This is a genomic window from Mycobacterium attenuatum (assembly GCF_900566085.1).
Taxonomy (GTDB): domain Bacteria; phylum Actinomycetota; class Actinomycetes; order Mycobacteriales; family Mycobacteriaceae; genus Mycobacterium; species Mycobacterium attenuatum.
Genome location: NZ_UPHT01000042.1, coordinates 73061 through 85728 on the forward strand (window position 1 = coordinate 73061; position 12668 = coordinate 85728).

Genomic DNA, 12668 nt, shown 5'->3' on the forward strand with positions numbered 1-12668 from the left:
GCCGTTCAACGAGATTCCGCATGCAGACGGGCGACCCAGCTGATCAGCCGGCCGACGATTATCAGCAGCCCTACGAAGACGATCAACAACAGCGCCGCGTCGTAGGACAGGTCTTGCGCCGATTTCGACGGCACGTTGTAGAACGTCCAAATCGGATAGGTCAAGTAACCGACCGGCGATCCGGTGAGCTGTCCGGTCGACGGCAGATTGGACCAGCCCGCGGTGTAGAGCATCGGCGCCGTTTCGCCGACCGCCAGCGCGAGTGCCACCAGCATGCCGGTGACGATTCCGGGCAGTGCGGACTTCAGCACGATCTTGCGCAGCGTCCAGGCGAACGGCAGGCCCAGTGCCGTCGCCCCCTCCCGGTAGGACGTCGGCACCTGGCCCAGCGCGGACTCGGTGGCTTTGGTGATGTACGGAATGCTCAGCACCGACAACGTCAACACCCCTGCGGCCAACGAGAATCCCCAGTCGAAATACAGCACCAGCGCCAGGTAGCCGACGTAACCCAGCACGATGGACGGGATGCCGGACAGCACCTCGTAAGCGCCGCGGAGAATGGAAAGCCTTCGTCCGGAAGCGAATTCGGATAGCTAGAGCCCAGCCAGCACGCTGACGGTGCCGCCCACCAGCAGCACCGCGGCGTCCAGGACCACGGTGCCGATGATGGCGTTGCGCAGCCCGCCGCCGTTGCCCTTGGTGTTTTGGGTCAGCACGCTGAAATGGAACACCGGCACCGCCCGGCTGATGACCCCGATCAGCATCCGTAACGTCGGGGCGATCACCACGACCAGAGCCCCCAGGCACGCCGCCCGGAACAGCGTGTTGGCGATCTTGCGTCGGGTCATCTCAGACGCCTCGTCCCACCGGCAGCGCGGTTGTGCAGGTGCGGCGCACCAGCGCGCGGGCGGCCACGTTGGTCAGCAAGGTGATCACCATCAGCACCAGACCCGCCTCAGCGAGGGTCTTCACGGCGAGCTTGGTGGAGTCGGTGAGCGCCGAATCCAGTTGGGACACTATGGTGGCGGCGATGGTGGTCATGTTTGACCCGGCGCGCACGTTCCCACTCCGACATGCCCGGCGCGGTGGCGCCCTCCTGGGGTAGCGGCGGCCCTGCCGAATCAGGTCCCGGGTGGTACTGGCGACAATGGGAAATGATCATCACCGCGAGCAGCAGGCCGGACACAGCATGCCCTGGCCGTTTCCGGTGTCGCCGCGGAAATAGGAGAGCACCGGCACGTCGGGAGTGTTGCGAACGATCACCGGTGCGACGTATCGGGAGATGAATGGCCCGAAAGTCATTGCGCCCCATAGCCCGACAACGACGCTGGGAATGCCGGCGAGCAGCTCGAGTGTCATGTCGACGGCCGAGGCCAGCCGTTTCGGTAGCTGCTGGGTGATCGCCAACGCCGCCCCACCGACACCGGCACCGCGATCACCACGGCGATCGCCAGGTTGCCAGGGTGCCGACAATGAGCGGCAACGCCCCGTAACGAGCCCCCGGCGGATGTGCCACACCGTTGGTGACAACGGCCTGGTCGTAGAGATTGCCGGGGTCCCAGTCCGTGCCGGTGAATAAGTGCAACCCGTTGAACCTGATCGCCGGCAGCGCCTCGATGACCAGCGTCACCAGCACGAACCCGAGAGCAAGCAACGGGATTACCGCAGCGGCACCGCCGGCCCAGCGGATCATGGAGCCGTCGCGGCCGAGGCTGCGCCGCAGGGCCGGTGCCCTGGTGTCGCCGCCAGGTGCGGGCTGCCCGGAAAGGGTTGTCGCAGCCACCCTTACCCGGAGATCTTGGCGATCTGGGCGTCGGACAGCTTCACCACCGAGGCCGGCAGTGGTTGGAAGTGAACCTGATTCGGGAAGTCGGTGCCGTTGCCGTCGGTGATAGCCCAGTGCAGGAACGCCTGCAATGTCTGGGCGGTGGCGGCATCCTTTTGGTTGCTGTTCACGATGGCGTACTCGTAGTTGATCATCGGGTAGCCGTCGGGGGCGGGCCCGTTGATCAGCGAGATCACCTGGTTGGCCGGCATCGAGGTAGTGAACCTGGCCGCCGCGGCCTGGATGCTGTGCGCGTCGGGCAGCAGGAAATTGCTTGCGGCGTTGGCTAATTGGGCCTCACCCAGCCCCTTTTGGATTGGTCGAGGTAGCTGATTCCGATGTAAGCGACGCAGTCCGCGGTGTCGGCGCAGCCGGTGACCATGCCGCCGTTGCCGTTTTCGCCCAGCGCGCCCGGCACGGCCGGAAAGTCGACGGTGGTGCCGAAGCCGGGCGACTTACCCCAGCCGTCGGGATCTTGCTTCGACAGATATTGGGTGAACAAGAAGGTGTCGCCGGATCCGTCGGAACGATGCAACGGGACCATCGGGGTGGGCGGCAGGTTCACCCCGGGATTAAGAGCGGCGATCTGGGGGTCGTTCCAGGTCTTGACGGTGCCCTGATACATCGTCGCCAGCACCTTGCCGTTGAGTTTGAGGTGCTCGCTGAGACCGGGCAGGTTGTCGTTGATCTGCTGAGCGGAAATGGCCAGCGCGATGTTCATCAGCCCGTGATGGGCCGTCATGTCACCCTCGGACAGGTAGGCGTCGGAAGCGCCGATGTTGACCGCGCCGGCGGCGGCCTGGGCGATCCCGGTGCCCGACCCGGTGCCCTGGGTGGTGATCGTGACGCTCGGATACTTCGCGTGATAGGCCGGACCCCACAGGTTGAACAACGGATAGGGCAGCGTGCTGTCGGTCTCCGACAACGCCACCTGTGACGTTGCGGGCGTCGTCGCGACTGTGCCTGCGGCATTCGGGGAACTGCCGGTGCTGTTCGATCCGCAGGCCACCAAGAGCAGGACCGGCACCGCGACCAAGACCGCACGCAACCGAATCTTCATCAGCCCCACCTTTCTTCGTGTTCTTCGCTCGTCGGCTATCCACCCGCGGTGCTCGACGACGCCGACGCGGCCACGGTCGGCTGAAATGCGGAGAAGTATCGAGCGGTTTGCTCATGCTGCGGTGACCGGAACACCTGTTCGGTGGGACCCTCCTCGACCAGCCTGCCGTCGAAGAACAAAGCGGTCCGGTCTCCGATGTGTGCGGCTTGGGCCAAGTCATGGGTCACGATGATCACGGTCAGGCGGCGCGCCAGCGATGGGATGAGCCCTTCGATCTTTTCGGTCGTCGTCGGGTCCAGTGCGGAAGTGGGCTCGTCGAGCAGCAGCACCTCGGGGTTGACCGCAAGCGCGCGGGCCAGACACAGCAGCTGCTGCTGGCCGCCGGAGAGCCGAAACGGCGAATCACCGAGCCGGTCTTTGACCGCGGGCCAAAGGCCCACCTCGGTCAGCCGAGCCTCGGCAACGTGGCCGAATTCCCGTCGTGGCACTATCTTGTGGGCGCGCACACCGGCGACCACGTTGTCGCAGATGGACGCGGATGAACATGGGAAAGGGATTGGGACGCTGGAACAGCATGGTGACCCTGCGGCGAAACTCCATCAGGTCGCGCTTTTCGAAAATGCTGCGGCCGCCCAGCAAGACCTCACCGGTATGCCGGTATCCAGAAACTTTGTCGTTCATCCGATTCGGGGTTCGCAAGAACGTCGTCTTGCCCGAACCGGCGGGTCTCAGTAGTGAGGTCACCGCGCGCGCGGGAAAGTCCAGGCTCACCTCGTCGAGCACCGTCTTGGCTCCGAAGCCGAGGGTCCGGTTGACCGTCCGCATCACCGGCGCGACGGCCTCATCGGCGGCAGCGCCGGTCGTGGCGTCGGGCTCTTCAGCATCCATCGGCAGCCGATGCCCCTTCCGTTCCGCGCCCGGCGATGCCCCTTGTCACCCTTCCGTTTACCCGCGAAGGTTTACATATTCACCTTTTCGTTCATACGTTTCGCAGGAGCGGTTCCGGTTCGGCTCGCGGCCTGTGGCGACGTGGGTGTAGAGGAGTTCCGTGAGGTTCAACCGACCTGGCGTCCCGAGCGCCATAGTGTGCCTGCTCACCGCGGCCGTACTGGTGTTGCCGGCATGTGGCGGGCATAACGGCAGCGCCGCCGCGAAGATCGACTGCGGCGGCAAGAAGGAACTCCAGGACGCCGGCTCCACCGCGCAACAGAACGCGATCGAGCAGTTCGTCTACGCCTACATCCGGGCGTGCCCGGGTTACACGCTGGACTACAACGCGAACGGCTCGGGAGCCGGGGTTGAGGAGTTCGTCAACAACCGGACCGATCTCGCGGGCTCCGACGTGCCGCTGGACCCGACGACCGGTCAGCCCGACCGGGCCGCGGCCCGGTGCGGTTCACCGGCGTGGGACCTGCCCACGGTGTTCGGCCCGATCGCGGTGACCTACAACGTCAAGGGCGTGAGCAAGCTGAACCTGGACGGGCCCACCACCGCGAAGATCTTCAACGGCACCATCACCAGATGGGACGATCCCGCGATCAAAGCCCTCAACGCCGACACCGGCCTGCCGCCGACGCCCATCCACGTCATCTTCCGCAGCGACAAATCTGGCACCACGGCCAACTTCCAGAAGTACCTCGACGGGGCATCTGATGGCGCCTGGGGCAAAGGCGTCGGCGAGACGTTCAAGGGGGGAGTCGGTGACGGCGCCGCCGGCAATAACGGCACGTCGGCGCTGCTGGAGACGACCGACGGGTCGATCACTTACAACGAGTGGTCATTTGCCGTGGGCAAGCAGCTGCACATGGCCGGCATCATCACCTCAGCGGGCCCGGACCCGGTGCTGATCACGACCGACTCGGTTGGCAAGACGATCGCCGGGGCGCGCTTCCAGGGCCAGGGCAACGACCTGGTGCTCGACACGTCGTCGTTCTACAAGCCGACGCAGGCCGGCGCCTACCCGATCGTGCTGGCGACCTATGAGATCGTGTGCTCCAAATACCCGGACGCGGCGACGGGCAAAGCGGTCAGGGCGTTCATGCAGGCCGCGATCGGGCCGGGTCAGGACGGCCTGGAACAGTACGGATCCATCCCGTTGCCGACCTCGTTTCAGGCCAAGTTGTCGAAAGCGGTCAATGCTATCTCGTGATGCGGTGAAGGGAGCTCGGCCGTGACCGATGCGCGGACGGGGGCCCGGTTCGGGCCCTATGAGCTGAGGCGATTGCTGGGCCGCGGCGGGATGGGGGAGGTCTACGAGGCTGAGGACACCCGTAAGCACCGGGTGGTGGCGCTGAAGCTGATCTCCCCGGAATTTTCCGGCGACCCGGTGTTTCGCGCCCGCATGCAACGTGAGGCCGACGCCGCGGGACGGCTGACCGAGCCGCACGTGGTTCCCATCCATGACTACGGCGAGATCGACGGCAAGCTGTTCCTGGAGATGCGGCTGGTCGACGGCACCGACTTGGCCACGCTGGTGAAGCGGGCCGGGCCGTTGAGCCCGGCGCGTGCGGTGGCCATCGTGCGCCAGATCGCGGCCGCGCTGGATGCCGCGCACCTCACCGGCGTGACCCACCGCGACGTCAAACCGGAGAACATCCTGGTCACCGCCGATGACTTCGCCTATCTGGTGGACTTCGGCATCGCCCGCGCGGCCACCGATCCGGGGCTGACCCGGGCCGGGATCGCGATGGGCACCTACAGCTACATGGCTCCGGAGCGGTTCACCGGCGACGAGGTCACGTATCGGGCCGATATCTATTCGCTGGCGTGCGTGCTGAACGAATGCTTGACCGGGTCGCCGCCGTATCCGGCCGACAGCATCGAACGGGCCGTCGGCGCGCATCTGACCCAGCCCGCTCCGCAGCCCAGCCGGTTGCGGCCCGGGCACGTTCCGCAGGCGTTCGACGAGGTGATCGCCAAAGGCATGGCCAAGAATCCCGGGGAGCGCTACCGCAGCGCCGGCGAGCTGGCAGCTGCCGCCCACGCGGCGCTGAGCGCGCCCGAACAGGACCAGGCCACCACGATTCTGCGGCGGCTGGACCAGGACGCGCACCCGCCGCTCGGACCGGGCGGTGCACCCGGCTACCGCGCGCCCGGCTCCGCCGGCGTCCCGTTGAGCCCGGCCCAGCCCTCGCCCCGCGCCGAGACGATGGCGGGGCCCGTGCCTTCGGCATTGGGCACCGGCAGCTGGCGTGACCAGCCCAGACCAGCGCCGCCCGCGGGCCCGGCCGGGGCGCCCGGGTTCGGCCAGCCACCCCGCGCGCCGGCGCCCGACTTCGCACCGGCCGCGCCCCAGCGCCGCTCCAAGCGCACGCTGTGGATCGTGATGGGAGCCGTCGCAGTGCTCCTCGTCGCCACCGCGATCGGGTATGTGGTGACCCGCCCGTCGCACCCCTCGACGCCGGCGTCCGGGCAGACCGTGCTGCCGTTCAAGGGCATCGACTTCCGGCTCTCGCCGGGCGGCGTTGCAGTCGACAGCGCCGGCAACGTCTACGTCACCAGCGAGGGCATGTACGGCCGGGTCGTGGAGTTGACGAAGGGGTCGAGCACCGCGACGGTGCTGCCATTCACCGGGCTTTACCAGCCGCAGGGGCTGGCGGTGGACGGCTCCGGCGCGGTGTACGTCACCGATTTCAATAACCGGGTGGTGATGCTGCCCGCCGGCTCCAACAGCCAGACGGTGCTGCCGTTCGACGGCCTCAACTATCCCGAAGGGGTGGCCGTGGATGCGCAGGGCAGCGTGTATGTCGCCGACCGTGGCAACAGCAGAGTGGTCAAGCTGGCGGCGGGCGCCAAAACCCAGACCGTGCTGCCCTTCGACGGCCTGAAGAACCCCGACGGTGTGGCGGTGGACGGCGCCGGCGCTGTCTACGTCACCGACACCGACAACAACCGGGTGGTCAAGCTGGATGGCGGGTCCAACAGCCAGACCGTGCTGGCCTTCCGCCAACTCTCCGTGCCGTGGGGTATCGCGGTGGACACGGTGGGCAACGTCTACGTCACCGAGCACAACAAGAACGATGTGGTGAAGCTGGACGCCGGGTCGAACACCCAGACGGTGCTGCCGTTCACCGGCCTCAATACCCCGCTGGCGGTCGCGGTTGACGGGTCGGGGAATGTGTACGTCGCCGACCGCGGCAACGACCGGGCGGTCAAACTGACGCGCTGAGCGCTACTGCGCGCCGGCCGGCTCTTCCAGGAACACGATGCCGCTGCGGTCCACCTCGTGCACCCGGCCCGTCGAGAGATCGAAGAACATCCCGACGATTCGGACCGCTCCGGAAGCCACCGCCGGGGCCAGAATCGGGTTGCGGGACAGCCTTTCCGTCTGGACGGCGACGTTGACAACGGCCAGTTGGTCGGCGTCGGTGAAGCCGTTGGACACCGCGCTGAGCCGGGCCGGATGGTTATCGCGGAATGCGGCCAGGCTTTCGTGTGCATGCTGCAGCCACTGGCCATAGGGCCCCAGGGCACTGGTCGGCTCCAGCAGCACCTGCAGCGCGTGGCATGACGAATGTCCGCACACCACAACCGAACTCACGTCCAGCTTGTTGACCGCGAAGTCCAGCGCCGCGTCGACGGAATGCTCGGCGGGATCGGTCGGTACCAGGTTGCCGACGTTGCGGATGATGTAGAGGTCACCGGGGCGGCTGGCGGTGATGACGTCCGGCAGGATCCGTGAGTCGGCACAGGTGAGAAACAGCGTGTCCGGGTTCGGCGGACCGGTCAGCGCGCGCACCTGGTGGTGCAGTGCCCTGGCGCCGTTGCGGTGGTACTCCTCGACGCCGTGGAGGATGGACGCGCGTTCGGGATGCTTGTCGCGCCGCGACGGCCATGCGACATCCCGCAGCGACGTGGTCCCGAAGTGACGCTTCGGCGGACTGCTGTGCGCGCTGATCATGTTCGCCGGCGACGACTCGATGATGGCGACCGATCCGCCGGTTGCCTCATGGGCGGTTTTCCAGTCCGAAATCGCCTCGGACACCGCGTGATCGATGTAGTCGGCGTTCAGGTTCAGCGTCACATCGACACCTGGCGGCAGCGTCGAGAGCACGTGCGTCAGGCGCGGCAGCAGCAGGAAGCTCAGCGTGCCGTCGATGTCAACCCGCCAATGCTTGGCCTCTTCGCCCACCGGCTTGGCCTCGATCGGCGCACGTACCACCCGGATCAGCAGGAACAGGATTGCGACCGCCAGCCCGATCGCCACGCCTTCGAGCAGGTTGAGGAACACGACACAGAGGATGGTGATGGTGTAGATGACGAAATTGCCGGTGCGCAAAGCGATTCGGATGTGAGCCAACTTGACCAGCTGGATGCCGATCACAATGAGCAGGCCGGCCAACGCCGCCTTGGGAATGAGTTCCACCAGGTTGGTGAACAGCGACGCGAACAACAGGACCCATACCCCGTGCAATATCGCCGACATCCGAGTTCGGGCGCCGGCCGCCACATTGGCCGAACTGCGGACGATAACCCCGGTGATGGGCAGGCCACCCAAGAGTCCGGACACCATGTTCGCGCTGCCCTGCCCGATCATTTCCCGGTTGAAGTTGGTGCGGGGCCCCTTATGCAGCTTGTCGACACCGACTGCGCACAGCAGCGATTCGACGCTGGCGATCAGCGCGATAGTGACGACCCCGATGACGATGGCGCCGATCTCCTGAGTCCACGGGCGGCCGTCGGGGGACATGGCTGGAAGATTGGGCAAGCTGATGGCCTCGAAAAAGTTGCCGGACAACATAACTCGCTCAACGTCCAATCCGGTGGCCTGCGCCAGCGCGGTCGCCGCGACGATGGCCACCAGAGCGCCCGGAACCATTCGCAGCTTGGCCGGCAGCTTCGACCACGACAGCAAAATGGCGATGACCGTCCCGCCGACGATCACCTCGTGCAGTTCGTGATGCAGGAGGCCGTTGGGTAAAGCCACGATGTTCTGCCATGCCGAGCTCCGGGACGAACCACCCACCAGCACGTGAATCTGCTGCAACGCGATGGTGATGCCGATGCCGGCCAGCATGGCGTGCACCACCACCGGAGCAATGGCGAGCGCCCCGCGGGCCATCCGGCTCACCCCGAACCCGATCTGCAGGGCACCTGCCCCGATGGTCATCAGGCACAACATCGGCCAGCCGAGTTGGTCGATCAGCCCGGCGACCACCACGGTCAGGCCCGCAGCCGGCCCGCTGACCTGAACCGACGACCCGCCGATGGTTCCCGCGACAATGCCGCCTACCACTGCCGCGATCAGACCCGCGACCAGCGGGGCTCCCGAGGCGATCGCGATCCCCAGCGACAGCGGCAGCGCGACCAGGAAGACGACAAGCGATGCCGGAATGTCGTGCCGCAGGTTAACTAACATCGACCGTGACCGGGTTCCGGTACGTAGGGCGGAGTCCTTGATAGCAGCACTCATATCGTGGCTCCTCGAACCGATCAAGAGGTCATCGGCGGCAGACCGCTTCCCCGTCGCCAGGCTCTGCTGTCCACGGCTTGGAAGACGAGAGTTCATATTGAGTAAGTAGTGAATATGTGCGGGTATGGAATACGACCATGTAATCCTCTACGAGGGGTCTGAACGCGGTCACCGCCGGTAGGTCAACTCATCGGCAACTCAAAGAAAGCTGTCGACGGTGACACCGGAATTTAGGGTTCAGTCAGAAACACGTCGTTGTGCTCTCCGGCGGCCGGCGGTGACTCGGCGACCACCGCGCTGAAGCTCGAGTAGCGCGCCGGCGTCCGGATCACGGTGACGGCGTGGTTCCCGCGGCCGACTTCGACGGCCAGCTCATTCTCGGCGAACAGCGCGGTGTCGACGACCTGCTTCCAGGTATAGGGAAGGCAGGCCATCAGGCCGGCGTCTTGCAGCAGCTCCACCCATTCGGCGGCGGACCTGGCGGCCAGTGCCGATTGCAGCTCGTCGGTCAGCTCGTGATAGTGGATCGCCCGCGCGCGCTGGTCGACGAACCGCTCGTCGTCGAGGAGATCGGGCCGGCCGATCAGCTGGCACAGCTTGTTCCAATGCTTGGGCACATAGGCGCTGATCAACAGATATCCGTCGGCGGCGCGGTACGCGTCTGACGGCTGGGTGGCAAAGCCAACTCCCTTGCGCCGCTTGGGTTGTGGTGCCTTTTCGGGTTTCGGCCGGTCGCCGCTGGTCTTGTTCAGATGCATGGTCAGCTGGTTGGCCTGCAGGCCCACCGCGACGTCGTACATGGCTACCCGGACGGTGTCGGCCACCCCGTGGCGCTCGCGGTTGAGCAGCGCGGCCAGCACCGCTTGGGCCAGCACGTGGCCGCTGGCGTTGTCGACCAGCTGGAACGGGATGATCTGCGGCTTGCCATCCGGGGTGGGCATTCCGGTGGTCATCCCGGCCTCGGCGGCAACCATCAGGTCCACCCCCGGCCGGTTGCCGTGCGGGCCGTTGCCACCGAATGCCGACAGGCGCGCGTAGACCAGTTTCGGATTGCGTGCGCGCAAGTCGTCGGGACCCAGGCCCATGCGCTCCATGACGCCCGGGCGAAAACCTTCCAGCACCACATCGGCGGTGTCGGCGAGCCGCAGTATCTGCTGCCTGGCCGCGTCGGTGGTCAGATCCACCGTTACCGACTTCTTGCCGCGGTTGTTGGGCAGAAAATACGTGGGCAGCGGCGGCCGTCCGGGAAGGACCGCGGTGATGTGGCGCGCCGCCTCACCGCCGGGCGCCTCGATCTTGATCACCTCGGCACCCAGGTCGGCCAGCACCTGGCCGGCGAGCGGCCCGGCGACGTTCTGGGTGAAATCGAGTATCCGAAACCCGTCGAGTGGCTTGGCAGCTGTGTCCTTCGGCATCGGCGAGCCCTTCCTGGTCGTGCCTCACGTGCCGTCGCCTGCCGGCGCAGCACCGCCGTACAGTTCTCGGCCGTCGGCCCATCCTGGCGGCGCGCCCCTTCGGCGATCTTCTCGACGGCCGCAGGCTTGTGGTCAGTCAGCGTAATCACCATCGCTTCGGTAACAGTGGGCCGGTCGAACCGGCACCGCGTCGGCCTTGCCTCTAACATCGTCGGGATGGATACCGGGATCTCGCAGACCGACCACTGCCATGGGGCCACACCCGCAATGCCGGCGGTCGAGCGGGATTCCGAATGGCAGCACAACGTCTTGTGGGCCCGCCGGCTGGCGTGGGTCAGCCTGGCGGTGTTGCTCATCGAGGGTGCCATTGGGTTGTGGCAGGGCCTGTCGGTGCGATCCGTGGCATTGACCGGGTGGGCTCTTGCCGGCGGCTCCGAGGGCCTGGCCAGCGCCATGGTGCTGTGGCGCTTCACCGGCGACCGCACGCTGTCGCCGACCGCCGAGCGGCGGGCGCAACGTGGTGTCGCGGTGTCGTTCTGGCTGACCGCCCCCTACATCGCCGCCGAATCCCTGCACCACCTGGTCGGCCGCCAGCACGCCGAAACCTCGTTGCTGGGCATCGCGTTGACGGCCATCGCGCTGGTGCTCATGCCGATGCTGGGCTGGGCCAACCACAAACTGGGCGGCCGCCTGAAATCGGGGGCCACCGAGGGCGAAGGCACCCAGAACTACCTGTGCGCCGCGCAGGCCGCGGGGGTGCTGCTGGGCCTGGCGATCACGGCAGGCTGGCCCGGCGGCTGGTGGGTCGACCCGGTCATCGGACTCGCCATCTCCGGTGTCGCCGTGTGGCAGGGTGTCCGGTCCTGGCAGGGTCACGACTGCGGCTGCTGACGCGAGAAGAGGAGGTGACCAAGACCTCGACTACGTCAAGGGCGCTTCAGCCCGTTCCGCTGCACACCAATTGCTGAGCTAGTCAACAGTTCTCAGCCCCGTCAGACGCAGATGAACGCCTCAGTTGGCGGAACTTTTGCCCGCGGAGCCGGATTGACCGGCTTTACCGCCGGGTCCGCCTTGTCCACCGCTTCCGCCTTGCCCTGCGATAGCCAGGTTCAACTCGCTTGCAGTGGCGTTACCGCCGTTACCTCCACCGCCGCCCGTGGCGCCAGCGGACTGGCTGTCGCCGCCGTTGCCGCCACTGCCTCCCCAGGCTATTTCGCTATCGTGCGCAGTCGTTGCAGAACCGCCTTGGCCGCCGTTGCCGCCGGTGCCGCCGGTGCCGCCGGTGCCGCCCAAGCCGCCCCAAGCGTCGCCAGCCAGGCTCGACGCCGTCCCGCCGGATCCGCCGTTTCCGGCGTAAATGATGCCGGTGCCGCCGTTACCGCCCTTGCCGCCGTAGGTCGCATTGTTGGCACCGGCCAGGTTGGTGGCGTTGCCGCCGTTGCCGCCGTTACTGTAACCAGCAGTTGCGTTGAAACCGTTGCCGCCGTTCCCGCCGTCTCCGGCAAGGGCATACCAAATGTTATGGGCATTGTTCATTGTGGCGTTGCCGCCGTTGCCGCCGCTGCCGCCGGTGCCGGTGTTGCTGGCGGTGCCGTTGCCGCCGTTGCCGCCCCGACCGGCTGAGGTTTGTCCGATTCCGAGGGTGGAGGCGCTACCACCGTTGCCGCCGTTTCCGCCGCCGGAGTAGCCATTAGCGCCGGCGCCGCCGTTGCCGGCGGTGGCGTTACCGTCGGAGGCACTGCTGTTGATATTCGCGTCGCCACCCTTGCCGCCGTTGCCGCCGGTTGCGCCCTGGCCGCCCGAGGCCAGGGCGCCGTCGGCCCCCGTGCCGCCGGTAGCGTTGCCGGTCCCGTAGTTGTTGGCCGACCCGCCGTTGCCGCCGCTCCCGCCCGAGACTCCGGCGCCGCCACGCCCCCCGTCGCCGCCGGTAGCACTGCCGGTTCCGTAGTGGGTTGC

At 66.8% G+C, this 12668-nt stretch carries 5 protein-coding genes and 5 pseudogenes; 3 read left to right on the forward strand and 7 right to left on the reverse strand.

Annotated features, from left to right (window positions below; translation table 11 throughout):
• Nucleotides 1-5: 5 nt before the first annotated feature.
• From EET13_RS06470 to EET13_RS06485, 4 pseudogenes are all read right to left on the reverse strand, one after another.
• Nucleotides 6-848 (reverse strand): annotated as a pseudogene (locus EET13_RS06470) (PstA family ABC transporter permease).
• Nucleotide 849: 1 nt separating this feature from the next.
• A pseudogene (locus EET13_RS06475) lies at nt 850-1693 on the reverse strand (ABC transporter permease).
• Nucleotides 1694-1785: 92 nt separating this feature from the next.
• Nucleotides 1786-2885: pseudogene (gene pstS / locus EET13_RS06480) on the reverse strand (phosphate ABC transporter substrate-binding protein PstS).
• A 35-nt stretch (nt 2886-2920) separates the two neighbouring features.
• A pseudogene (locus tag EET13_RS06485) lies at nt 2921-3773 on the reverse strand (ATP-binding cassette domain-containing protein).
• Between the two features lie 160 nt (nt 3774-3933).
• On the opposite strand from EET13_RS06485, the gene pstS (EET13_RS06490) reads away from it, so the two are divergent.
• On the forward strand, nt 3934-5034 hold the full coding sequence (pstS, locus tag EET13_RS06490) for a phosphate ABC transporter substrate-binding protein PstS (protein WP_122441499.1): 1101 nt from the start codon (nt 3934-3936) through the stop codon (nt 5032-5034).
• Nucleotides 5035-5124: 90 nt separating this feature from the next.
• Nucleotides 5125-7053, forward strand: a complete 1929-nt coding sequence (locus tag EET13_RS06495) for a serine/threonine-protein kinase PknD (RefSeq protein WP_425294009.1) — start codon at nt 5125-5127, stop codon at nt 7051-7053.
• A gap of 3 nt (nt 7054-7056) precedes the next feature.
• Here EET13_RS06495 and EET13_RS06500 read toward each other — a convergent pair whose 3' ends face one another.
• Complete coding sequence (locus EET13_RS06500) at nt 7057-9297, reverse strand: SulP family inorganic anion transporter (protein WP_122441501.1); 2241 nt, start codon at nt 9295-9297, stop codon at nt 7057-7059.
• A 230-nt stretch (nt 9298-9527) separates the two neighbouring features.
• Nucleotides 9528-10712 (reverse strand): CoA transferase, encoded by a 1185-nt coding sequence (locus EET13_RS06505; protein WP_122441502.1) that lies wholly within the window; start codon nt 10710-10712, stop codon nt 9528-9530.
• Between the two features lie 216 nt (nt 10713-10928).
• On the opposite strand from EET13_RS06505, the gene EET13_RS06510 reads away from it, so the two are divergent.
• On the forward strand, nt 10929-11603 hold the full coding sequence (locus EET13_RS06510; protein WP_122441503.1) for a cation efflux transmembrane domain-containing protein: 675 nt from the start codon (nt 10929-10931) through the stop codon (nt 11601-11603).
• 120 nt (nt 11604-11723) lie between these two features.
• Here the strand turns inward: EET13_RS06510 and EET13_RS32245 are convergent.
• Nucleotides 11724-12668, reverse strand: a pseudogene (locus tag EET13_RS32245) (PE-PGRS family protein); the annotation flags it as partial.